This is a genomic window from Streptomyces galbus (genome assembly GCF_005280195.1).
GTDB classification, from domain to species: Bacteria; Actinomycetota; Actinomycetes; order Streptomycetales; family Streptomycetaceae; genus Streptomyces; species Streptomyces galbus.
This window is the reverse complement of the sequence record NZ_SZPR01000031.1, coordinates 39,160-60,925: the sequence shown is the minus strand read 5'-3', so window position 1 is coordinate 60,925 and position 21,766 is coordinate 39,160. Positions and strand designations below refer to the sequence as shown.

At 72.9% G+C, this 21,766-nt stretch carries 18 protein-coding genes; 13 read left to right on the top strand and 5 right to left on the bottom strand.

Going from position 1 to position 21,766, the window contains the following annotated elements; genetic code table 11:
- Positions 1 to 23 precede the first annotated feature (23 nt).
- Positions 24 to 737 (top strand): glycoside hydrolase family 12 protein, encoded by a 714-nt coding sequence (locus E4U92_RS30925; RefSeq protein WP_137303753.1) that lies wholly within the window; start codon positions 24 to 26, stop codon positions 735 to 737.
- 60 nt (positions 738 to 797) lie between these two features.
- Here the strand turns inward: E4U92_RS30925 and E4U92_RS30920 are convergent, their stop codons facing one another.
- Both E4U92_RS30920 and E4U92_RS30915 read right to left on the bottom strand, forming a co-directional pair.
- Positions 798 to 2,846, bottom strand: a complete 2,049-nt coding sequence (locus tag E4U92_RS30920; protein WP_137303752.1) for a glycoside hydrolase family 31 protein — start codon at positions 2,844 to 2,846, stop codon at positions 798 to 800.
- Between the two features lie 113 nt (positions 2,847 to 2,959).
- Positions 2,960 to 3,973 (bottom strand): LacI family DNA-binding transcriptional regulator, encoded by a 1,014-nt coding sequence (locus E4U92_RS30915; protein WP_137303751.1) that lies wholly within the window; start codon positions 3,971 to 3,973, stop codon positions 2,960 to 2,962.
- A 430-nt stretch (positions 3,974 to 4,403) separates the two neighbouring features.
- Here E4U92_RS30915 and E4U92_RS30910 point away from each other — a divergent pair, with 430 nt between their 5' ends.
- From E4U92_RS30910 to E4U92_RS30880, 7 genes are all read left to right on the top strand, one after another.
- Positions 4,404 to 6,347 carry an acyl-CoA dehydrogenase family protein gene (locus tag E4U92_RS30910; protein WP_137303750.1) on the top strand — a complete coding sequence of 648 codons (1,944 nt, stop codon included), beginning with the start codon at positions 4,404 to 4,406 and terminating at the stop codon, positions 6,345 to 6,347.
- Positions 6,348 to 6,590: 243 nt separating this feature from the next.
- Positions 6,591 to 7,880, top strand: a complete 1,290-nt coding sequence (gene dxr / locus E4U92_RS30905) for a 1-deoxy-D-xylulose-5-phosphate reductoisomerase (RefSeq protein WP_137303749.1) — start codon at positions 6,591 to 6,593, stop codon at positions 7,878 to 7,880.
- Entirely contained in the window at positions 7,877 to 9,181 is a 1,305-nt protein-coding gene (locus tag E4U92_RS30900; RefSeq protein ID WP_137303748.1) for a M50 family metallopeptidase, read from the top strand. Before dxr ends, E4U92_RS30900 begins: the two co-directional genes overlap by 4 nt.
- Before the next feature lie 171 nt (positions 9,182 to 9,352).
- Positions 9,353 to 10,513 carry a flavodoxin-dependent (E)-4-hydroxy-3-methylbut-2-enyl-diphosphate synthase gene (ispG, locus tag E4U92_RS30895; RefSeq protein WP_137303747.1) on the top strand — a complete coding sequence of 387 codons (1,161 nt, stop codon included), beginning with the start codon at positions 9,353 to 9,355 and terminating at the stop codon, positions 10,511 to 10,513.
- Positions 10,514 to 10,649: 136 nt separating this feature from the next.
- Positions 10,650 to 11,498 carry a GNAT family N-acetyltransferase gene (locus tag E4U92_RS30890; protein ID WP_137303746.1) on the top strand — a complete coding sequence of 283 codons (849 nt, stop codon included), beginning with the start codon at positions 10,650 to 10,652 and terminating at the stop codon, positions 11,496 to 11,498.
- Between the two features lie 33 nt (positions 11,499 to 11,531).
- Positions 11,532 to 12,065 carry a GNAT family N-acetyltransferase gene (locus E4U92_RS30885; protein WP_067239210.1) on the top strand — a complete coding sequence of 178 codons (534 nt, stop codon included), beginning with the start codon at positions 11,532 to 11,534 and terminating at the stop codon, positions 12,063 to 12,065.
- 82 nt (positions 12,066 to 12,147) lie between these two features.
- Entirely contained in the window at positions 12,148 to 13,848 is a 1,701-nt protein-coding gene (locus E4U92_RS30880; protein ID WP_137303745.1) for a proline--tRNA ligase, read from the top strand.
- A gap of 63 nt (positions 13,849 to 13,911) precedes the next feature.
- Here E4U92_RS30880 and E4U92_RS30875 read toward each other — a convergent pair whose 3' ends face one another.
- The 3 genes from E4U92_RS30875 to E4U92_RS30865 are packed head-to-tail and all read right to left on the bottom strand — an operon-like array spanning position 13,912 to position 15,950.
- Entirely contained in the window at positions 13,912 to 14,811 is a 900-nt protein-coding gene (locus E4U92_RS30875) for an aminoglycoside phosphotransferase family protein (RefSeq protein ID WP_137303744.1), read from the bottom strand.
- Between the two features lie 45 nt (positions 14,812 to 14,856).
- A complete protein-coding gene (locus E4U92_RS30870) occupies positions 14,857 to 15,360 on the bottom strand; it encodes a ferritin-like domain-containing protein (protein WP_137303743.1) in 504 nt (167 codons plus the stop codon).
- Positions 15,357 to 15,950: a hypothetical protein gene (locus E4U92_RS30865; protein ID WP_137303742.1), complete on the bottom strand. Its 594-nt coding sequence runs from the start codon at positions 15,948 to 15,950 to the stop codon at positions 15,357 to 15,359. Before E4U92_RS30865 ends, E4U92_RS30870 begins: the two co-directional genes overlap by 4 nt.
- Positions 15,951 to 16,196: 246 nt before the next feature.
- On the opposite strand from E4U92_RS30865, the gene rimP reads away from it, so the two are divergent.
- From rimP to E4U92_RS30835, 5 genes are all read left to right on the top strand, one after another.
- Complete coding sequence (gene rimP / locus E4U92_RS30855; protein WP_137303741.1) at positions 16,197 to 16,694, top strand: ribosome maturation factor RimP; 498 nt, start codon at positions 16,197 to 16,199, stop codon at positions 16,692 to 16,694.
- Positions 16,695 to 16,696: 2 nt separating this feature from the next.
- Positions 16,697 to 17,695: a transcription termination factor NusA gene (gene nusA, locus E4U92_RS30850; protein ID WP_137303740.1), complete on the top strand. Its 999-nt coding sequence runs from the start codon at positions 16,697 to 16,699 to the stop codon at positions 17,693 to 17,695.
- A 90-nt stretch (positions 17,696 to 17,785) separates the two neighbouring features.
- Entirely contained in the window at positions 17,786 to 18,082 is a 297-nt protein-coding gene (locus E4U92_RS30845; RefSeq protein ID WP_137303739.1) for a YlxR family protein, read from the top strand.
- Positions 18,083 to 18,228: 146 nt separating this feature from the next.
- On the top strand, positions 18,229 to 21,309 hold the full coding sequence (gene infB / locus E4U92_RS30840; RefSeq protein WP_137303738.1) for a translation initiation factor IF-2: 3,081 nt from the start codon (positions 18,229 to 18,231) through the stop codon (positions 21,307 to 21,309).
- A 153-nt stretch (positions 21,310 to 21,462) separates the two neighbouring features.
- Positions 21,463 to 21,756: a DUF503 domain-containing protein gene (locus tag E4U92_RS30835; RefSeq protein WP_137303737.1), complete on the top strand. Its 294-nt coding sequence runs from the start codon at positions 21,463 to 21,465 to the stop codon at positions 21,754 to 21,756.
- Positions 21,757 to 21,766 lie beyond the last annotated feature (10 nt).

Here is a 21,766-nt window from a genome sequence, read left to right as displayed (position 1 = left end):
CCCCCACCCATGGAAGGGACACCATGGCAGCACGCACACTGAGCCGCCTCACCCGGCTGGCGCTGGCGCCCGCCCTCGCGATCGGCGTCACGGTCGGCCTGGCCTCCGCCCCCGCCTCGGCCGCCGTCTGGAACTCCTGCGACCAGTGGGGCAACACCTCGCTGAACGGCTACACGCTCTACAACAACATCTGGGGCTCCGGCGCCGGCAGCCAGTGCATCTGGGCCAACTCCGGCACCAACTGGGGCGTGTGGGCCGACCACCCCAACACCGGCGGCATCAAGTCGTACCCCGACGCGAAGAAGGTGATCAACAAGTCGATCACCTCGCTCTCCTCGCTCACCAGCAGCTACAACGTCACGGTCCCGTCGTCCGGCGCCTACAACACGTCGTACGACATCTGGGACACCGACTACGACTACGAGATCATGCTCTGGGTCAACAAGACCGGGGCCGTCGGACCCCTCGGCACCTCGCAGGGCACCGTGACGCTGGGCGGGCACACCTGGACCGTCTACAAGGGCAGCAACGGCGCCAACGAGGTCTTCTCCTTCATCCGTACCTCGAACTCGACCTCGGGGACGGTCAACATCCTGCCGATCCTCAAGTGGATCAAGGACACCAAGGGCTGGTTCGGCAACGAGACCATCGGCGACGTCCAGTTCGGCTACGAGATCACCTCGTCGTCCGGCGGGCTGAACTTCCAGACCAACAACCCGACGGTCAGCAGCAGTTGATGCGGTGACCGAGACGGAGGGCCGGCGTCCCCCGCGGGGGAGCCGGCCCTTCCCGCGTGCCTACTCCGCGATCGGCAGCCGCGCGCCGTCCCGCAGGAACAGCGGGATGCGCTCCAGCGGGGCGTCGACGGTGACGGACCCGCCGCCCCCGTAGGTCGCGCCGGTCCACGCGTCGGTCCAGTCCGCGCCCCGCGGGAGGTGCACGGTGCGGGTGGTGGCCCCCGCCTCCAGGACCGGGGCGACCAGCAGGTCCCGCCCCAGCAGGTAGGCGTCCGCCACGTCCCACGCCGCCGGGTCGTCCGGGAACTCCAGGAACAGCGGGCGCATCACCGGCAGGCCCTCCTCGTGGGCCTCGCGCATCACCTGCAGGACGTACGGCCGCAGCCGCTCCCGCAGCCGCAGGTAGCGCTCCATCACCGCGCCGGCCTCCTCCCCGTACGACCACACCTCGTTGGGGCCCCCGGTCATCTCCGGGCCCAGCGGCGTGCCCGGATCGCGGAAGCCGTGCAGCCGCATCAGCGGCGACAGCGCGCCGAACTGGAACCAGCGCACGATCACCTCGCGGTACGCCGGGTCGTCCGGGTCGCCGCCGTGGAAGCCGCCGATGTCGGTGTTCCACCACGGGATGCCGGACAGCGCGGTGTTCAGGCCGGCCGCGACCTGGCGGCGCAGGGTCGCGAAGTCGGTGCCGATGTCGCCCGACCACAGCGCGGCACCGTAGCGCTGACTGCCCGCCCAGGCCGAGCGGTTGAGGGTGATCACCTCGTCGTCGCCGGCGCCGGACGCGCGCAGGCCCTCGTGGAACGCGCGGGAGTTCTCCGCCGGGTAGAGGTTGCCCACCTCCAGGCCGGGACCCGCCCAGTAGCGCAGGTTCTCCGGGAAGCCCGGCTTGAGTTCCGGCTCGCAGGCGTCCAGCCAGAACGCCCTGATGCCGTACGGCTCCAGGTAGTTCTCCCGGATCCGCGACCACACGAACTCCCGGGCCTCCGGGTTGGTGGCGTCGTAGAACGCCACCTGCACGGTCGAGGCGACCCCCTTGTCCGGCCAGTCGGCGTGCGCCATCGGGCCGTACTGCGTGCCGATGAACCAGCCGCGCTGCTCCATCACCGGGTGGTTCTCCGACAGCGGGGACACCGACGGCCACACCGAGACGACCAGCTCGATGCCCAGCTCGCGCAGTTCGCGCACCATGGCCGCCGGGTCGGGCCACTCGGCGGGGTCGAACCTCCACTCGCCGAGGTGGGTCCAGTGGAAGAAGTCGCAGACGATCGCGCTGACCGGCAGGCCCCGCCGCTTGTACTCCCGGGCCACCGCGAGGAGTTCGTCCTGCGTGCGGTAGCGCAGCTTGCACTGCCAGAACCCGGCCGCCCACTCCGGCAGCATCGGCGTACGGCCGGTCACCGCGCTGTAGCGGCGCTGCCCGTCGGCCGGGGTGCCCGCGGTGATCCAGTAGTCGATCTGCCGGGCCGAGTCGGCCACCCACCGGGTGCCGTTGTGGGCCAGCTCCACCCGCCCGATCGCCGGGTTGTTCCACAGCAGGGTGTAGCCGCGGCTGGAGGTCAGCACCGGGACGCTCACCTCGGCGTTGCGCTGCACCAGGTCCAGCACCAGGCCCTTCTGGTCGAGGCGGCCGTGCTGGTGCTGGCCCAGGCCGTACAGCCGCTCCCCGTCGTAGGCGGCGAACCGCTGCTCCAGCCGGTGGTGGCCGTGGCCGACCGCCGTGTACAGGCGCGGTCCCGGCCACCAGAAGTGGGCGCGCTCCTCGGCGAGCAGTTCGGAGCCGTCGTCGGTGCGCAGGAAGCGGACCAGGCCCTCGGCGTCCACCTCGACGGTCAGCGCGCCGACCGTCACCCGGCCCCGGCCGTCCTCGACCTTCACGGTGGCGGGGGCGGGCGGTGCCCCGTCGAGCAGCGCGCCCGGCAGGTCCTCCAGGACCGGCCCGCCGAGCCGGGCCCGGACCCGGACCGCGTCCGGACCCCACGGCTCGACGCGGACCGTCTCCTGGCGGCCGCTCCACTCCAGCGCGTCGTCCCGCTCGCGGAACGTGCCGACGGTCGGGGACGACTGCGCGAGGCTGACCTCGGGTGCGTGTGCGGCAGGCTGGTTCACGTGGCGTGCTCCTGGAGGAGGGCAGACAGGGCGGTGCCCCGGGACGGACCCGGTGCGCGAGTGACCTGGACGGGAGGGGGAGGGCGGGGGCGGAGGGCGGGGCGGTGGGGGAGTCAGCCGGCCGAGGGGGCGGGGCCGGAGCTGGCGCGGACGGTCAGCTCGGGCGCGAGCAGCACCACGTCGTCCTCGCGGCGCCCGTCGAGCTTGGCGACGAGGTGCTCGACGGCGTACCGGCCCATGTCCTGCGCGGGGACGGCGACCGAGGTCAGCCGCACGGACGCCTGGGTGGCGACCTGGTCCGGGCAGATCGCGACCACGGAGACGTCCTCGGGCACCGCCCGGCCCTGCTGGCGCAGCAGCGCGAGCAGCGGCTCCACCGCCGACTCGTTCTGCACGACGAAGCCCGTGGTGCCGGGGCGCTCGTCGAGGATCCGGGCGAGCGTCACGGCCATCGCGTCGTACCCGCCCTCGCACGGCCGGTGCAGCACCCGCAGGCCCGCCTCGCGCGCCCGGGACCGCAGTCCGTCCAGGGTGCGCTCGGCGAAGCCGGTGTGCCGCTCGTAGACCGCGGGGGCCTCGCCGATGACCGCGACGTCCCGGTGGCCCAGCGCGGCCAGGTGCTCCACGCACAGCGCGCCGGTCGCGGCCCAGTCCAGGTCGACGCAGGTCAGCCCGGTGGTGTCGGAGGGCAGCCCGATCAGGACCGACGGCCGGCCGGTCCGCCGCAGCAACGGCAGCCGCTCGTCGTCGAGTTCGACGTCCATCACGATCATCGCGTCGGCCAGCCCGCTGCCGGTGACGCGGCGCACCGCGTCGGGCCCCTCCTCGCCGGTGAGCAGCAGGACGTCGTAGCCGTGGAGGCGGGCGGTGGTGGCCACGGCGATGGCGATCTCCATCATCACCGGCACGTACATGTCCGTGCGCAGCGGGATCATCAGCGCGATGATGGCGGACCTGCTGCTGGCCAGGGCGCGGGCGCCCGCGTTGGGGTGGTAGCCCAGCTCCCGGATACTCTGCTCGACCCGCTGCCGGGTGGTGGCGGAGATGGACCGCTTGCCGCTGAGGACATAGCTCACCGTGCTCGCCGAGACTCCGGCGTGCTGGGCGACCTCGGCGAGAGTGACCATCCAGCTCTCCAGGCGGTGTGAAGCGCTTCGACAGTGCGCGGGGCGAACAGGGGCGGGTGAGGGTGGTTCGACAGTAGCTTCGGCCGGAGTCGGTGTCCATAGGCTGTCGAAGCGCTTCGACAGGTTTTCTCGCGCGCCGTGGGACGCCGCGGAACGCCTGGCGACCCACGGTGCCGGCCCCCTCCTCCCCGCCGCCCGTCGCCCGACCGGCCCACACGGCCGTACGTCACCCTGCGTGCCCGGCGACCGGGCCGGGGCCAGGGCGGCCAAGGGTCCCGGCGGTCCCCGCGGGCCCGTCCGGCGCGCTCCCCGCGTCCGGAGGCGTGCGCGCAGGGTGGTGACCTTGTGCGGGATCGGGTACCAACGATCGGGTAGCACCCGTCGGTAACCGCAGGTCCCCCCATCCCGATTCGCGGCGAGGTGAGCCTCCATGTCCGCCAGCCCCATCGAGTCCGCTGGACGACCCACCGTCTCCGAACGCGAGGCACGCCAGGTGGCGGAGGCCGCCCGCGAGCAGGAGTGGCGCAAGCCCAGCTTCGCCAAGGAACTGTTCCTCGGCCGGTTCCGCCTCGACCTGATCCACCCCCACCCCACCCCGCCCGCCGAGGACGTCCGGCGCGGCGAGGAGTTCCTCGCCAAGCTCCGCGACTTCCTGGAGACGAAGGTCGACGGGGCGCTGATCGAACGCGAGGCCCGCATCCCCGACGACGTGGTCGACGGGCTCAAGGAACTCGGCGCCCTCGGCATGAAGATCGACCCCAAGTACGGCGGGCTCGGTCTCACCCAGGTGTACTACAACAAGGCGCTCGCCCTCGTGGGCTCCGCGTCCCCGGCGGTCGGCGTGCTGCTGTCGGCGCACCAGTCGATCGGCGTCCCCCAGCCGCTGAAGCTGTTCGGCACCCGGGAGCAGAAGGAGACCTTCCTGCCCCGCTGCGCCCGCACCGACATCAGCGCCTTCCTGCTCACCGAGCCCGACGTCGGCTCCGACCCGGCACGGCTCGCCACGACCGCGGTGCCCGACGGCGACGACTACGTCCTCGACGGGGTCAAGCTGTGGACCACCAACGGCGTGGTCGCCGACCTGCTGGTCGTCATGGCCCGGGTGCCGCGGAGCGAGGGGCACCGGGGCGGCATCACCGCCTTCGTCGTGGAGAGCAACTCGCCCGGCATCACCGTGGAGAACCGCAACGCCTTCATGGGCCTGCGCGGCATCGAGAACGGCGTCACCCGCTTCCACCAGGTCCGCGTCCCCGCCGCGCACCGCATCGGCGAGGAGGGCCAGGGCCTGAAGATCGCCCTGACCACGCTGAACACCGGGCGGCTGTCCCTGCCCGCGTCGTGCGTGGCGGCCGGCAAGTGGTCGCTGAAGATCGCCCGCGAGTGGTCGGCGGCCCGCGAGCAGTGGGGCAAGCCCGTCGCCCACCACGAGGCCGTCGGGTCCAAGATCTCCTTCATCGCGGCCACCACCTTCGCCCTGGAGGCGGTGCTCGACCTCTCCTCGCAGATGGCCGACGAGAACCGCAACGACATCCGCATCGAGGGCGCGCTCGCCAAGCTGTACGCCTCCGAGATGGCCTGGCTGATGGCCGACGAGCTCGTCCAGATCCGCGGCGGCCGCGGCTTCGAGACGGCCGACTCGCTGCGGGCCCGCGGCGAGAAGGCCGTGCCCGCCGAGCAGTTGCTGCGGGACCTGAGGATCAACCGCATCTTCGAGGGCTCCACCGAGATCATGCACCTGCTCATCGCACGCGAGGCCGTCGACGCCCACCTCTCGGTCGCCGGCGACCTGATCGACCCGGACAAGTCCCTGTCCGACAAGGCACGGGCGGGCGCGGGCGCCGGCGTCTTCTACGCCAAATGGCTGCCCCGCCTCGTCGCCGGCCCCGGCCAACTGCCGAACGCCTACGCCGAGTTCAAGCACGGCGTGGACCTCTCCCCGCACCTGCGCTACGTCGAGCGGCACGCCCGCAAGCTGGCCCGCTCCACCTTCTACGCCATGTCCCGCTGGCAGGGCCGGATGGAGACTAAGCAGGGCTTCCTGGGCCGGGTCGTCGACATCGGCGCGGAGCTGTTCGCGATGAGCGCCGCGTGCGTGCGCGCGGAGATGCTGCGCCGCCAGGACGACCACGGCCGCGAGGCCTACCAGCTCGCCCACGCCTTCTGCGAGCAGGCCAGGCTGCGCGTCGACGCGCTGTTCACCCGGCTGTGGGCCAACACCGACGACCTGGACCGCAAGGTCGTCAAGGGCGTCCTGTCGGGCACCTACGAATGGCTGGAGGAGGGCATCGTCGACCCCTCGGGCGACGGCCCGTGGATCGCCGACACGACCCCCGGCCCGTCCCTGAAGGAGAACGTCCACCGCCCGATCCGCTGACCGGCCCGCACGGCCCGTCCCGTTCCGTGTCCCCCGGGGTGTCCCCGCCCGGGGGACACCCTGTCCCCTCCACGGTCCCCATGCGGCCACAATGGAGGGATGAGCGACAGTCCAGCCCCATCAGGGCGCGGGCCGCAAGCCCCGTCTGCCCCACGACGCCCTGCACGCACTCTCGACGCACCGGGCGCCGACCCGAGTACATCCGGTACGCGGGACGGCGCCCGGCACGCCGAGAGCACGCACATGACGCCGCAGGGCCCGCCCTCCGGGCGGACGACGGAGCTCGCGGCCCGCGCCCTGGCCGACCCCCACCTCGTCTACGACCCCGTCGTGGGCGACGGCCCCAAGGACGTGGTGGTCCTCGGGTCCACCGGCTCGATCGGCACCCAGGCCATCGACCTCGTGCTGCGCAACCCCGACCGCTTCCGGGTCACCGGCCTGTCCGCCAACGGCGGCCGGGTCGCCCTGCTCGCCGAGCAGGCCCACCGGCTGCGGGTGCGGACCGTCGCGGTCGCCCGCGAGGACGTCGTACCGGCCCTGCGCGAGGCCCTCGCCGGCGCCTACGGCAGCGGCGAGCCGCTCCCCGAGATCCTCGCCGGACCGGACGCGGCGACCGAGCTGGCCGCCTCCCCCTGCCACACCGTGCTCAACGGCATCACCGGCTCCATCGGCCTGGCGCCCACCCTCGCCGCCCTGGAGGCGGGCCGGACCCTCGCGCTCGCCAACAAGGAGTCGCTCATCGTCGGCGGCCCGCTGGTGAAGGCCCTCGCCAAGCCCGGCCAGATCATCCCCGTCGACTCCGAGCACGCCGCCCTCTTCCAGGCCCTCGCGGCCGGCACCCGGGCCGACGTCCGCAAGCTCGTCGTCACCGCCTCCGGGGGCCCCTTCCGCGGCCGGACCAAGCAGGAGCTGGCGCACGTCACCGTCGAGGACGCCCTCGCCCACCCCACCTGGGCCATGGGACCGGTCATCACGATCAACTCCGCGACCCTCGTCAACAAGGGCCTGGAGGTCATCGAGGCGCACCTCCTCTACGACATTCCCTTCGACCGCATTGAGGTGGTCGTGCACCCGCAGTCGTATGTCCACTCGATGGTGGAGTTCACGGACGGTTCGACCCTGGCCCAGGCGACGCCCCCCGACATGCGGGGGCCGATCGCCATCGGTCTGGGCTGGCCCGAACGGGTCCCGGACGCGGCGCCCGCCTTCGACTGGAGCACGGCCTCGACCTGGGAGTTCTTCCCGCTGGACAACGACGCGTTCCCCTCGGTGAACCTGGCGCGCCACGTCGGGCAGCTCGCGGGCACCGCCCCGGCGGTGTTCAATGCGGCCAACGAGGAGAGTGTGGAGGCGTTCCGCCGGGGCGCCCTGCCCTTCAACGGGATCATGGAGACGGTGACCCGCGTGGTCGAGGAGCACGGCACGCCGGCCACGGGAACTCCGCTCACCGTGTCGGACGTCCTCGAAGCGGAGACCTGGGCCCGCACGCGTGCCCGGGAACTGGCGGCACAGACGGCGGAGGCCCGTGCATGACGACCTTGATGTTCATCCTCGGCATAGTGGTCTTCGCGTTCGGCTTGCTGGTCTCGATCGCGTGGCACGAGCTGGGGCACCTGTCCACGGCCAAGCTCTTCGGCATCCGGGTCCCGCAGTACATGGTGGGCTTCGGGCCGACCGTCTGGTCGCGCCGGAAGGGCGACACCGAGTACGGCATCAAGGCGATCCCGCTCGGCGGCTACATCCGCATGATCGGCATGTTCCCGCCCGGTGACGACGGCCGCATCGTGGCCCGCTCCACCTCGCCCTGGCGCGGCATGATCGAGGACGCCCGCTCGGCCGCCTTCGAGGAGCTGCGGCCCGGCGACGAGACCCGCCTCTTCTACACGCGCAAGCCGTGGAAGCGGGTCATCGTCATGTTCGCCGGCCCGTTCATGAACCTGATCCTCGCGGTCGGCCTGTTCCTGACCGTGCTGATGGGCTTCGGCATCCAGCAGCAGACCACCACCGTCAGCTCCATCTCGCCCTGCGTCATCGCGCAGAGCGAGAACCGCGACGCGTGCAAGGCGTCCGACCCCGCCTCCCCGGCCGCGGCCGCGGGCATGAAGGCCGGCGACCGCATCGTCTCCTTCGACGGCCGCGGCACGAACGACTGGAACACGCTGTCCGACCTCATCCGCGACAGCGCCGGCAGGACCGTGCCCCTCGTCGTCGAGCGGGACGGCAAGCAGCTCACCCTGCACGCCACCATCGCCACCAACCTGGTCGCCAAGAAGGACGCCGCCGGGACCTACGTCCAGGGCCAGTACGTCAAGGCCGGCTTCCTCGGCTTCAGCGCGGCCACCGGCGTCGTCAAGCAGGACTTCGGCGAGTCCGTGAGCTGGATGACCGACCGGGTCGGCGACGCCGTCGACTCGCTCGTCGCCCTGCCCGCCAAGATCCCCGCCCTGTGGGACGCCGCCTTCGGCGACGGACCGCGCGAGCAGGACTCCCCGATGGGCATCGTCGGCGCGGCCCGGGTCACCGGCGAGATCGCCACCCTGGACATCCCCGCCTCGCAGCAGCTCGCGATGTTCGTGTTCGTGCTGGCCGGCTTCAACCTGTCCCTGTTCCTGTTCAACATGCTCCCGCTGCTCCCGCTCGACGGCGGGCACATCGCGGGCGCCCTGTGGGAGTCTCTGCGGCGCAACCTGGCCCGCGTGCTGCGCCGGCCCGACCCCGGCCCCTTCGACGTCGCCAAGCTGATGCCGGTGGCCTACGTGGTGGCCGGGATCTTCGTCTGCTTCACCGTCCTGGTGCTCATCGCGGACGTGGTCAACCCGGTGAAGATCTCCTAGCCACGCGGTGTTCACCGACGGCCGGGCACCCTGGGGCCCGGCCGTTCGTTCCTTCAGTTGGTTTCGGCGCAGCGATGTGCTGCGGGCCGGGCCGGTGCCGTAATCTCGAAGCCCGGAGCCCGCTGCTCACGGGACCGGGACCTTGATCCACGACTTGGGGTTGCACAGCAGATGACTGCTATTTCACTCGGCATGCCGTCCGTTCCGACCAAGCTGGCCGAGCGCCGCAAGAGCCGGCAGATCCAGGTCGGCTCGGTCGCGGTGGGCGGCGACGCCCCGGTCTCCGTGCAGTCGATGACCACGACCCGCACCTCCGACATCGGCGCCACCCTCCAGCAGATCGCCGAGCTGACCGCCTCCGGCTGCCAGATCGTGCGGGTGGCCTGCCCCACCCAGGACGACGCCGACGCCCTCGCGACCATCGCCCGCAAGTCGCAGATCCCGGTCATCGCCGACATCCACTTCCAGCCCAAGTACGTGTTCGCCGCGATCGAGGCCGGCTGCGCCGCGGTCCGCGTCAACCCGGGCAACATCAAGCAGTTCGACGACAAGGTCAAGGAGATCGCCCAGGCGGCGAAGGACCACGGCACCCCCATCCGCATCGGGGTCAACGCCGGCTCCCTGGACCGGCGGCTGCTGCAGAAGTACGGCAAGGCGACCCCCGAGGCCCTCGTCGAGTCGGCGCTGTGGGAGGCGTCCCTCTTCGAGGAGCACGGCTTCCGCGACATCAAGATCTCCGTCAAGCACAACGACCCGGTCGTGATGATCGAGGCGTACCGCCAGCTCGCCGCCCAGAGCGACTACCCCCTCCACCTCGGCGTCACCGAGGCCGGCCCCGCGTTCCAGGGCACGATCAAGTCGGCGGTGGCCTTCGGCGCCCTGCTCAGCCAGGGCATCGGCGACACCATCCGCGTCTCCCTGTCCGCGCCGCCGGTCGAGGAGGTCAAGGTCGGCCTGCAGATCCTGCAGTCGCTGGGCCTGCGCCAGCGCGGCCTGGAGATCGTCTCCTGCCCGTCCTGCGGCCGCGCCCAGGTCGACGTCTACAAGCTCGCCGAGGAAGTCACGGCCGGCCTCACCGGCATGGAGGTCCCGCTGCGCGTCGCGGTCATGGGCTGCGTCGTCAACGGCCCGGGCGAGGCCCGCGAGGCCGACCTCGGCGTCGCCTCCGGCAACGGCAAGGGGCAGATCTTCGTCAAGGGCGAGGTCATCAAGACCGTGCCCGAGTCCAAGATCGTGGAGACCCTCATCGAGGAGGCCATGAAGCTGGCCGAGCAGATGGAGGCCGCCGGCACCGCCTCGGGCGAGCCGTCGGTCTCGGTCACCGGCGCCTGACGCCGACGGGGCCCCGCGGCCGTGCGCCGCGCGGGCCCCAGGGGCTGCCGCGAGGGGCCGGACAGCGCGGCGACAGCGCTCAGTTCGGCCGGGTACAGTGCGGAGATCAGGCATACCCCACCGTGAGGCCCCGCCCGTGTTGACCCAGACCACCTCCCGGGTCCTCGAACCGAGCGACCTGGACGCCGCCCTCGCCGTGCTCGACCGCGACCCCGTCACGAACGCCTTCGTGACCGCCCGCGTGCAGGTCGCCGGACTCGACCCCTGGCGCCTGGGCGGCGAGATGTGGGGCTGGTACGAGGACGGCATGCTCACGTCCCTGTGCTACGCGGGTGCCAACCTCGTCCCCATCGGCGCCACCCCGCGCGCCGTGCGCGCCTTCGCCGACCGCGCCCGCCGGGCCGGCCGGCGCTGCTCCTCCATCGTCGGCCCCGCCGAGCCCACCGCCCAGCTCTGGCGGCTGCTCGAACCGCACTGGGGCCCCGCCCGCGAGGTCCGCGCCCACCAGCCGCTCATGGTCACCGACCGGACGTCCGCCGACGTCGCCCCCGACCCGCTCGTGCGCCGGGTCCGCAAGGACGAGATGGACACGATCATGCCGGCGTGCGTGGCGATGTTCACCGAGGAGGTCGGCGTCTCCCCGATGGCCGGCGACGGCGGCCTGCTCTACCAGGCCCGGGTCGCCGAACTCGTCGGCTCCGGCCGCTCCTTCGCCCGCCTCGACGACGACGGCAAGGTCGTCTTCAAGGCCGAGATCGGCGCCGCGACCGCCCAGGCCTGCCAGATCCAGGGCGTGTGGGTGGCCCCCGAGTACCGCGGCCGGGGCCTGGCCGCCCCCGGCATGGCCGCCGTCCTGCGCTACGCCCTCAGCGACGTGGCCCCGGTGGTCAGCCTCTACGTCAACGACTTCAACACCGCCGCCCGGCGCACGTACCGCAAGGTGGGCTTCCAGGAGGTCGGCGCCTTCATGAGTGTGCTCTTCTGACCTGCGCCGCGGCCCCCCTGTAGGCTCCCGCCCATGGACCTCGTCATCGGCCCCCTGGACCTCTCCGCCCACGTGGACGAGGCACTGGCCGTGCAGGCCGTCGCGTTCGGCCTCGGACCCGACGAGGTGGCCGTCCGCCGCCAGATCGTCCTGCGGCACATGACCTACCCGGGAGCCCGGGCGCTCGGCGCCACCACCGCCGAGGGCCGCCTCGTCGGCTTCGTCTACGGCCTGCCCAACGACCGCGCCCACTGGTGGTCCACCGTCGTCGAGCCCTACCTGCGCGCCCGGGACAACGACCACTGGCTCGACGACTCCTTCGTCATCACCGAGCTGCACGTCCACCCGGCGTACCAGAACCGGGGCGCGGGCCGCGCCCTGATCACCACGATCACCGACAGCGCCACCGAGCCCCGCTCGATCCTGTCCGCGATCGACACCGAGAGCCCCGCCCGCGCCCTGTACCGCTCCCTGGGCTACCAGGACCTCGCCCGCCAGGTCCTCTTCCCCAGCGCCCCCCGCCCGTACGCGGTGATGGGCGCCCCGCTGCCCCTGCTGCGCCCCTGACCTCCCCGGCGGATTTCCGGCGGCGGCGGGGCCGCGGCTAACCTCCATGCCATCACTGTTTCGTGGCAGGAGTACGAGAACCATGGCGAACGCACCGGTCCAGCGCATGTCGAACTTGATGGCGAAGACGCTGCGTGACGACCCGGCCGACGCCGAGGTCCTCAGCCACAAGCTCCTCGTCAGGGCCGGCTACGTCCGCCGCACCGCGGCCGGCGTCTGGAGCTGGCTGCCCCTCGGCAAGAAGGTCCTCGCCAACGTCGAGCGCATCGTCCGCGAGGAGATGGACGCCATCGGCGCCCAGGAGGTGCTGCTCCCCGCCCTGCTGCCGCGCGAGCCGTACGACGCGACCGGCCGCTGGGACGAGTACGGCCAGGAGCTGTTCCGCCTGAAGGACCGCAAGGGCGGCGACTACCTCCTCGGCCCGACCCACGAGGAGATCTTCACCCTGCTGGTGAAGGACCAGGCGTCCTCCTACAAGGACCTGCCGGTCATCCTCTACCAGATCCAGCACAAGTACCGCGACGAGGCCCGCCCCCGGGCCGGCATCCTGCGCGGCCGCGAGTTCCTGATGAAGGACTCCTACTCGTTCGACCTGGACGACGAGGGCCTGGCCCGGTCCTACGCCCTGCACCGCGAGGCCTACCAGCGCGTCTTCGAGCGCCTCGGCCTCGACTACCGCATCTGCGCGGCCACCGCCGGTGCCATGGGCGGCTCCCGCTCCGAGGAGTTCCTCGCGCCGGCCGGTGCCGGCGAGGACACCTTCGCGGACTGCCCGAACTGTGACTTCGCCGCCAACACCGAGGCCATCAGCTACGAGCTGCGGCCGGTGGACGGCTCCGCGGTGCCCGCCGCCGAGGACATCCCCACCCCGGACACCCCGACCATCGAGACGCTCGCCGCCTCCCTGGGCGTCCCGGCCTCCGCCACGCTGAAGAACCTGCTGGTGAAGGTCGACGGCGAGATCGTCGCCGTCGGCGTGCCCGGCGACCGCGAGGTGGACCTCGACAAGGTGGAGGCGCACTTCGCCCCGGCCGTCGTCGAGATGGTCACCGAGGCCGACTTCGCCGCCCGCCCCGACCTGGTGCGCGGCTACGTCGGCCCGCAGGGCCAGGAGAAGCTCCGCTACATCGCCGACCCGCGCGTGGCCCCCGGCACGGCCTGGATCACCGGCGCCAACAAGCCCGACACCCACGCCCGGAACGTCGTCGCGGGCCGGGACTTCGAGGTCGACGCCTACGTCGACGTCGTGGTCGTCCAGGAGGGCGACCCCTGCCCGCGGTGCGGCACCGGCCTCACGCTGGACCGCGCCATCGAGATCGGCCACATCTTCCAGCTCGGCCGCAAGTACGCCGACGCGCTCAAGCTCGACGTCCTCGGCCAGCAGGGCAAGCCGGTCCGCGTCACCATGGGCTCCTACGGCATCGGCGTCTCCCGCGCGGTCGCGGCCCTCGCCGAGCAGACCGCCGACGACAAGGGCCTGGTGTGGCCCAAGGAGGTCGCGCCGGCCGACGTCCACGTCGTCGCCGCGGGCAAGGCCCTGCAGACCGAACTGGCCCTGGACGTCTCGGAGAAGCTGCGCGCCGCGGGCCTGCGCGTCCTGGTCGACGACCGGGCCGGCGTCTCGCCGGGCGTGAAGTTCACCGACGCCGAACTGATCGGCGTCCCGCAGATCCTGGTCGCAGGGCGCCGCTCCGCCGAGGGCGTGCTGGAGCTCAAGGACCGCCGGAGCGGGGAGCGCGAGGAGCTCACGGTCGACGAGGCGATCGCCCACCTCACCGCGTAGCCCCGGAAGCGTCGAGGGGGGGGGGCGCCCCAGGGTGCCCCCTCCGCCCGTCCCGCGGCCCGGCTACAGCCACCCGGCGAACTCCAGCAGCAGCTCCGCGTCCTTGGGCCGGCCCACGCGCAGGGCCCGCGCACCCGACTCGACCGCGCGGAACAGCGTCCAGCCCCGCAGCCGTTCCTGGTCGACCTCCAGGGACTCGGCGAGCTTCTTCACCCGCCGCCGGGTGATGGACGCCCCGGAGGACGAGGCGATCAGGTCCTCCACCCGGTCCCGCACCAGCCGCGCCAGGTCGAAGGCGCACTCGCCGACCACCGGGTCCGGACCCACGGCCAGCCACGGGAACCGCTCCCCGGCGAGCACCTTGCTCTGGCGGAAGGTGCCGTGCAGCAGCAGTTCCTGCGGCGGCGCGGCGAGCAGCTCCTCCCGTGCCGTGAGCGCCGTGCCCACCAGCGGGGCCAGCTCCGGCTCCCGGTCCGCCACGGCGCGCATCGCCTCCGCCTGCCGTCCGGTCCGCCCGGCCACCGTCTCGAAGGAGTGGCCCGCGGGCGGCTCCACCCACAGCCGCCGCAGCGTCCCGGCCGCCTCCAGCAGCGCCTTCGCCTCGGGCAGCGACCGCACCGACACGTCCGGGTGCAGCCGCTCCAGCACCAGCGCCCCGTCCCCGGCGGGCCCGTCGAGCAGCAGGACGGCGCCCAGCCCGGCCCAGTGCGCCAGCGCGGCCCGCTCCGCCTCCGGCCGGGACCGGGGCGGGGCCAGCTTCAGCACGGCCGGGGTGCCGTCCGCGCGCCGCACCAGCGCCACCAGGCTGGAGCGGCCGCCGGGGACCTGGACCCGCTCGACGGTCAACTCGCGTAGAGCCGCGGCCTCGCGGGCCGCCTCCGGCAGCTTCTCCAGCCACGCGTCACCGTCCGGTGCGGTCTCCCCGAGTGCCCGCACCAGACGCTGCGGCGGATCGAAAGCCATGCGCGAGTCGTTCCCTTCGTGTCCCCGTCGGCCCCGTCGGCCCCGTCACACCGTCGGACGCGCCGGGCCGGACACCGGCGGCGCCACCGACGGCCCGGCCACCCCCGTGTCCGTTCCCGTCCGTTCGGCGAGCCCAGGGAAGGCTACGCTCCCGCCGCGCCAGCGCACCGCGCGCACCGCGGCCTCCCGCAGCGCCCCGGCGGCCTCCCGGCGCCGCGCGCCCGTCGTGGCCCGCACCAGGTCGGAGTAGACCCCGGCCACCCGGTCCTCCAGTTCCGCGGCGAGCCGCACGGCCGCGGGGGAGTCCGGCACCGCGAACGGCAGCGCGTAGGCGGCGCTGGCCGCCACCGGCTCGGTCCCCAGGCCGCGCACCTCCCGGGCCAGCGCGTCCCGGCGCGCCCGGTGGGCGTCGTACGCGGCCCGCGCCTCGGTGCGGCGGGCCTCGGCGACCTGGCCGCCCACGACGCCGTAGCCGTACACGGCCGCGTGCTCGGCGGCCAGCGCCGCCTGCAGCGCCCGGAGGGCCTGCTGCTCGTCCGCCCGCTTCACTGCGCCCCCTCGGTCAGCAGGTACACGTGCGCGGCGCCGGCCGCGGCCACCGAGGCAAGCAGCCGCGCCTGCTCGCCGGGCACGCCCAGGAGCTGCGTGGTCCGGGCGTCCGCCAGCGTCCGCTCGGCCGCCGCCAGTGCGGCGAGCGCGGCCCGGGGATCGGCCGGCACGGGTGCGGCGGACGGCTGCCCGGAGGCGGCGGCCGACGGCGGGACCGACGGCGACGGTGACGGCGAGGGTGAGGTCCCGGCCGGCGACGGCGACGGCGCCGAGGGCGAGGCGGTCGCCCCTGCGCCCCCGAACGCCTCCACGTGCCGCAGCACCTCCGCCCGCAGCGGCGCCAGCCGCACCGCGAACGCCGGGTGCACGGCGAGGACGGCGTCGTAACGTTCCAGCAGGGCCGCGCTGTCCCGCGCCGCACGCGCGCGGGAGCGCTCGGCCGCCGACGGGGCGCCGCCGTCGCGCTCCGCGCGCGAGGCGTCGTCGGACCCCGGCGAGCAGGCCGTCAGCAGGGCGGCCCCGGCGGCCGAGGCGAGCAGGGATCTTCTGCGCGGCCCCGGGGACCTGCGCTGCGATGGGGGGTACGGCACGGCTGACGTCCTCGGGAGCTCGTACGAACACACGGGCGGGAAGTCAGCCCGCCGTGATCACGGTACCCGCGCACCCCCACGCGGTACGTCACCGGCTCGGCACCCCCCTCCGACCGGCCCACGGGCCCGCCCGCCCCGGGTCCCGGACCGCCGGAGGCAGGACGCATCACCCCCCGCGACCGGATACCCTTTGACCAGACACGCGCCCCATCCCACAACAGCACACGCGGCCGAGGAGTCACCCGGATGAGCACCACCCAGAGCGAGAGGCTGCGAGAGCTGCTGGAGCCCCTCGTCACCTCCCAGGGTCTGGACCTCGAAGAGATCGCCGTGGACTCCGTCGGACGCAAGCGGGTGCTGAGGGTGGTCGTCGACTCGGACGCCGGGCCCGACATGGACCAGATCGCCGATGTGAGCCGCGCGCTCTCGGCGAAGCTGGACGAGACGGACGCGATGGGCGACGGCGAGTACGACCTGGAGGTCGGCACCCCGGGCGCGGAGCGCCTCCTCTCCGAGCACCGGCACTACGTGCGCGCCACGGGCCGGCTCGTGAAGTTCCAGCTCGCCGAGGGCGGCGACCTGGTCGCCCGGATCCTGACCGTCGACGACGAGGGACTGGACGTCGAGGTGCCCGGTGTGAAGGGCCGCCGGGCCACCGCCCGCAGGCTCGCCTTCCCGGAGATCGCCAAGGCGCGCGTGCAGGTCGAGTTCAACCGCAAGGACAAGAAGGAAGAGGAGGCGTAGCCGTGGACATCGACATGAGCGCCCTGCGGGGCCTGGTGCGGGAGAAGGAGATCTCCTTCGACCTGCTGGTCGAGGCGATCGAGTCGGCCCTCCTCATCGCCTACCACCGGACCGAGGGAAGCCGCCGGCACGCGCGGGTGGAGCTCAACCGGGAGACCGGCCACGTGACCGTGTGGGCGAAGGAGGACCCCGAGGACCTCGAGGAGGGCCAGGAGCCCCGCGAGTTCGACGACACCCCGTCCGGCTTCGGCCGGATCGCCGCCACCACCGCCAAGCAGGTCATCCTGCAGCGGCTGCGCGACGCCGAGGACGACGCGACGCTCGGTGAGTACGCCGGCCGCGAGGGCGACATCGTCACCGGTGTGGTCCAGCAGGGCCGCGACCCGAAGAACGTGCTCGTGGACATCGGCAAGCTGGAGGCCATCCTGCCGGTGCAGGAGCAGGTCCCGGGCGAGACGTACGCGCACGGCCTGCGGCTGCGGTCGTACGTCGTCCGGGTGGCGAAGGGCGTGCGCGGTCCGTCGGTCACCCTGTCGCGCACCCACCCCAACCTGGTGAAGAAGCTGTTCGCCCTGGAGGTGCCGGAGATCGCCGACGGCTCCGTGGAGATCGCCGCGATCGCCCGTGAGGCCGGTCACCGCACCAAGATCGCCGTCAGGTCCACCCGTTCGGGCCTGAACGCCAAGGGCGCCTGCATCGGCCCCATGGGCGGCCGGGTGCGCAACGTGATGGGCGAGCTGAACGGCGAGAAGATCGACATCGTGGACTGGTCGGACGACCCGGCCGAGATGGTGGCCAACGCCCTGTCGCCCGCCCGGGTGTCCAAGGTGGAGGTCGTCGACCTGGCCTCCCGCTCCGCCCGGGTCACCGTGCCGGACTACCAGCTCTCGCTGGCCATCGGCAAGGAGGGCCAGAACGCCCGCCTCGCCGCCCGCCTCACCGGCTGGCGCATCGACATCCGGCCCGACACCGAGCCGGCCGGCGGCGCGGGCGAGGAATAGATCCAAGCCGCGAGCCGCTGAGAATACGACAACAGCCGTTCGATCTTTGCCCCGAAGGGGTGAGGTCGGTACGGGGAGGTAGACTTAACAGTGTCTGGCCGGACGCCCGCCCGAGCATGCCCGGAACGCACCTGTGTGGGGTGCCGGGAGCGAGCGGCCAAAACTGATCTGCTGCGCATCGTGGCGGTCGAGGACGCGTGCGTCCCCGATCCTCGCGGTACGCTGCCCGGCCGGGGTGCCTATGTGCACCCCGCCCTGGTCTGTCTCGACCAGGCGGTACGCCGCCGGGCGTTCCCGCGGGCACTGCGCGTCCCGGGAGCGCTCGACACAAAGGCGTTGCGTCGATACGTCGAGCAGACGACCGTTGCCGAGCAGGCAACACCGTAAGGAGTGTCGTGCGGAACCCCGCGCGGCCCAGGTACCTCGCGAGTCGAAAGCAGGTCGAGATTGCGATGAGCACTCGATGAGTACGCGATGAGTACGCCCATGAACTAGCGACGGTCCGGACGCAACCCGGACCTCAAAGGAGCGAAGTGGCTAAGGTCCGGGTCTACGAACTCGCCAAGGAGTTCGGTGTCGAGAGCAAGGTCGTCATGGCCAAGCTCCAGGAACTCGGTGAATTCGTCCGTTCGGCGTCTTCGACCATCGAAGCGCCCGTAGTACGCAAGCTGACCGACGCCTTGCAGGCCGGTGGCAACGGCAAGTCCGCCAAGCCCGCCCCGCGCAAGGCCGCTCCCAGGCCCGCCGCGCCGTCCCCGGCGCAGGGTGGGAGCACCTCCCCGGCGGGCGACCGCCCGGCCGCCCCGCGGCCGCCGGCCCCCAAGCCCGCCGCGGCCCAGACGCCCCCCGCCGCTCCGGCGGCGCCCGCGTCCACGCCCGCTCCGGGTCCGCGTCCGGTGCCGGGTCCCAAGCCCGCGCCGCGTCCCGCCCCGGCCGCCCCGGAGTTCACCGCTCCGCCGGCTGCCCCGGCCCAGAACGCCCCGCGTTCCGGTGGCGCACGCCCCGGCGCCCCGCGTCCGGGTGGCGCCCAGGGCGGCAGCCGGCCGTCCTCCGGCCAGCAGGGCGGCCAGGCCCCGCGTCCGGCCGCCGCTCAGGGCGGTCGCCCCGGTGGCGGCGCGCCGCGTCCCGGTGCCCGTCCGGCCGGCCCGCGTCCGGGCAACAACCCCTTCACCTCCGGCGGCAACGCCGGCATGGCGCGCCCGCAGGCGCCCCGTCCCCAGGGCGCCCAGCGTCCCGGCGGTCCGGGCGGCCCCGGTGCCCCCGGTGGCGGTCCCCGTCCCCAGGCGCCCGGCGCCCAGGGCGGCGGTCCGCGTCCGCAGGCTCCCGGCGGCAGCCGTCCGTCCCCGGCGGGCATGCCCCGTCCGCAGGGCGGTCCGCGTCCCGGCCCGGCCGGTCCGCGTCCTAACCCCGGCATGATGCCGCAGCGTCCCGCTGCCGGCCCGCGTCCCGGCCCCGGCGGCCGCGGTCCCGGCGGTGCGGGTCGTCCCGGCGGTGGCGGCGGCGCCCGTCCCGGTGGCGGCGGCTTCGCCGGCCGTCCCGGTGGCGGTGGCGGCGGTGCCCGTCCGGGTGGCGGCGGCGGTTTCGCCGGTCGCCCGGGTGGCGGTGGCGGCTTCGGCGGCGGTCCCGGCGGCGGCGGTGGCCGTCCCGGCTTCGGCGGCCGTCCCGGCGGCCCCGGCGGCCGTGGTGGCACGCAGGGCGCCTTCGGCCGTCCCGGCGGTCCCGCGCGTCGCGGCCGCAAGTCGAAGCGGCAGCGTCGCCAGGAGTACGAGGCGATGCAGGCCCCGAGCGTCGGCGGCGTGATGCTGCCGCGCGGCAACGGCGAGACCATCCGTCTCTCCCGCGGCGCGTCGCTCACCGACTTCGCGGAGAAGATCAACGCCAACCCGGCGTCGCTCGTCGCGGTCATGATGAACCTGGGCGAGATGGTCACCGCGACCCAGTCCGTCTCCGACGAGACCCTCCAGCTCCTCGCGGACGAGATGAACTACACGGTTCAGATCGTCAGCCCGGAGGAGGAGGACCGCGAGCTGCTCGAGTCCTTCGACATCGAGTTCGGCGAGGACGAGGGCGACGAGGACGACCTGGTGGTCCGTCCGCCGGTGGTCACCGTCATGGGTCACGTCGACCACGGCAAGACCCGACTGCTCGACGCCATCCGCAAGACGAACGTCATCGCGGGCGAGGCCGGCGGCATCACCCAGCACATCGGTGCCTACCAGGTCGCGACCGAGGTCAACGACGAAGAGCGCAAGATCACCTTCATCGACACCCCGGGTCACGAGGCGTTCACCGCCATGCGTGCCCGCGGTGCGAAGTCGACCGACATCGCGATCCTGGTCGTCGCGGCCAACGACGGCGTCATGCCGCAGACGGTCGAGGCGCTCAACCACGCCAAGGCGGCCGACGTCCCGATCGTCGTCGCGGTCAACAAGATCGACGTCGAGGGCGCCGACCCGACCAAGGTGCGCGGTCAGCTCACCGAGTACGGCCTGGTGGCCGAGGAGTACGGCGGCGACACCATGTTCGTCGACATCTCCGCCAAGCAGGGTCTGCACATCGACTCGCTGCTGGAGGCCGTGATCCTCACGGCCGACGCCTCGCTCGACCTGCGGGCCAACCCGCACCAGGACGCGCAGGGCATCTCGATCGAGTCCCGCCTCGACCGCGGCCGCGGTGCCGTGGCGACGGTCCTCGTCCAGCGCGGCACCCTGCGGGTCGGCGACACGATGGTGGTGGGCGACGCCTACGGCCGCGTGCGCGCCATGCTCGACGACAACGGCAACAACGTCGCCGAGGCCGGCCCGTCGACGCCGGTCCAGGTCCTGGGCCTGACCAACGTCCCGGGTGCGGGCGACAACTTCCTGGTGGTCGACGAGGACCGTACGGCCCGTCAGATCGCCGAGAAGCGCGCCGCCCGCGAGCGCAACGCCGCGTTCGCCAAGCGCACGCGCCGCGTGTCGCTGGAGGACCTGGACAAGGTGCTCAAGGCCGGCGAGGTCCAGCAGCTGAACCTGATCATCAAGGGTGACGCCTCCGGTTCGGTCGAGGCCCTCGAGTCCTCGCTGCTCCAGCTGGACGTCGGCGAAGAGGTCGACATCCGCGTCCTGCACCGCGGCGTCGGTGCGGTCACGGAGTCCGACATCGACCTGGCGATGGGCTCCGACGCCATCGTGATCGGCTTCAACGTCCGCGCGGCCGGCCGCGCGGCGCAGATGGCCGAGCGCGAGGGTGTGGACGTCCGGTACTACTCGGTCATCTACCAGGCGATCGAGGAGATCGAGGCGGCCCTCAAGGGCATGCTCAAGCCGGAGTACGAAGAGGTCGAGCTCGGTACGGCGGAGATCCGCGAGGTCTTCCGCTCGTCCAAGCTGGGCAACATCGCGGGTGTCCTCATCCGCTCCGGCGAGGTCAAGCGCAACACCAAGGCGCGCCTCATCCGCGACGGCAAGGTCATCGCGGAGAACCTCAACATCGAGGGTCTGCGTCGCTTCAAGGACGACGTCACCGAGATCCGCGAAGGCTACGAGGGTGGTATCAACCTCGGAAACTTCAACGACATCAAGGTCGACGACGTCATCGCGACGTACGAGATGCGCGAGAAGCCGCGCGCGTAAGCGCCCGGGCTTCCGGGACGGTCCGGTCCGGGGCCGGTCGGCGGGAAGTAATTCCCGTCGATCGGCCCCGGCCGTTCGTTGTACGGTGCTGGTGTTCCTGCCGATCGTTCGGCGGGCCCCTCCATCCCGTACCGGCGGGTCATCCGGACACACATGTATGTGGGGACCCTGTCCTTCGACCTCCTGCTCGGCGACGTACGGTCGCTGAAGGAGAAGCGCTCCGTCGTCCGCCCGATCGTCGCCGAGCTCCAGCGCAAGTACGCGGTGAGCGCCGCCGAGGTGGACCACCTGGACCTCCATCGCAGGGCCGGCATCGGCCTGGCGGTGGTGGCCGGCGACGCGGAGCACGTGACCGACGTACTGGACCGGTGCGAACGGCTGGTCGCCGGGCGCCCCGAGGTGGAGCTGCTGTCGGTGAGACGCAGGTTCCACGGCGACGACGACTGACTGTGCAACA

Bases quoted from the DNA above. Each gene is read 5' to 3' on its own strand.
- E4U92_RS30925 (WP_137303753.1), top strand. From the start codon at position 24: ATGGCAGCACGCACACTGAGCCGCCTCACCCGGCTGGCGCTGGCGCCC.
- E4U92_RS30915 (WP_137303751.1), bottom strand. From the start codon at position 3,973: ATGGTCACTCTCGCCGAGGTCGCCCAGCACGCCGGAGTCTCGGCGAGC.
- E4U92_RS30910 (WP_137303750.1), top strand. From the start codon at position 4,404: ATGTCCGCCAGCCCCATCGAGTCCGCTGGACGACCCACCGTCTCCGAA.
- dxr (WP_137303749.1), top strand. From the start codon at position 6,591: ATGACGCCGCAGGGCCCGCCCTCCGGGCGGACGACGGAGCTCGCGGCC.
- E4U92_RS30900 (WP_137303748.1), top strand. From the start codon at position 7,877: ATGACGACCTTGATGTTCATCCTCGGCATAGTGGTCTTCGCGTTCGGC.
- ispG (WP_137303747.1), top strand. From the start codon at position 9,353: ATGACTGCTATTTCACTCGGCATGCCGTCCGTTCCGACCAAGCTGGCC.
- E4U92_RS30885 (WP_067239210.1), top strand. From the start codon at position 11,532: ATGGACCTCGTCATCGGCCCCCTGGACCTCTCCGCCCACGTGGACGAG.
- E4U92_RS30880 (WP_137303745.1), top strand. From the start codon at position 12,148: ATGGCGAACGCACCGGTCCAGCGCATGTCGAACTTGATGGCGAAGACG.
- E4U92_RS30875 (WP_137303744.1), bottom strand. From the start codon at position 14,811: ATGGCTTTCGATCCGCCGCAGCGTCTGGTGCGGGCACTCGGGGAGACC.
- rimP (WP_137303741.1), top strand. From the start codon at position 16,197: ATGAGCACCACCCAGAGCGAGAGGCTGCGAGAGCTGCTGGAGCCCCTC.
- E4U92_RS30835 (WP_137303737.1), top strand. From the start codon at position 21,463: ATGTATGTGGGGACCCTGTCCTTCGACCTCCTGCTCGGCGACGTACGG.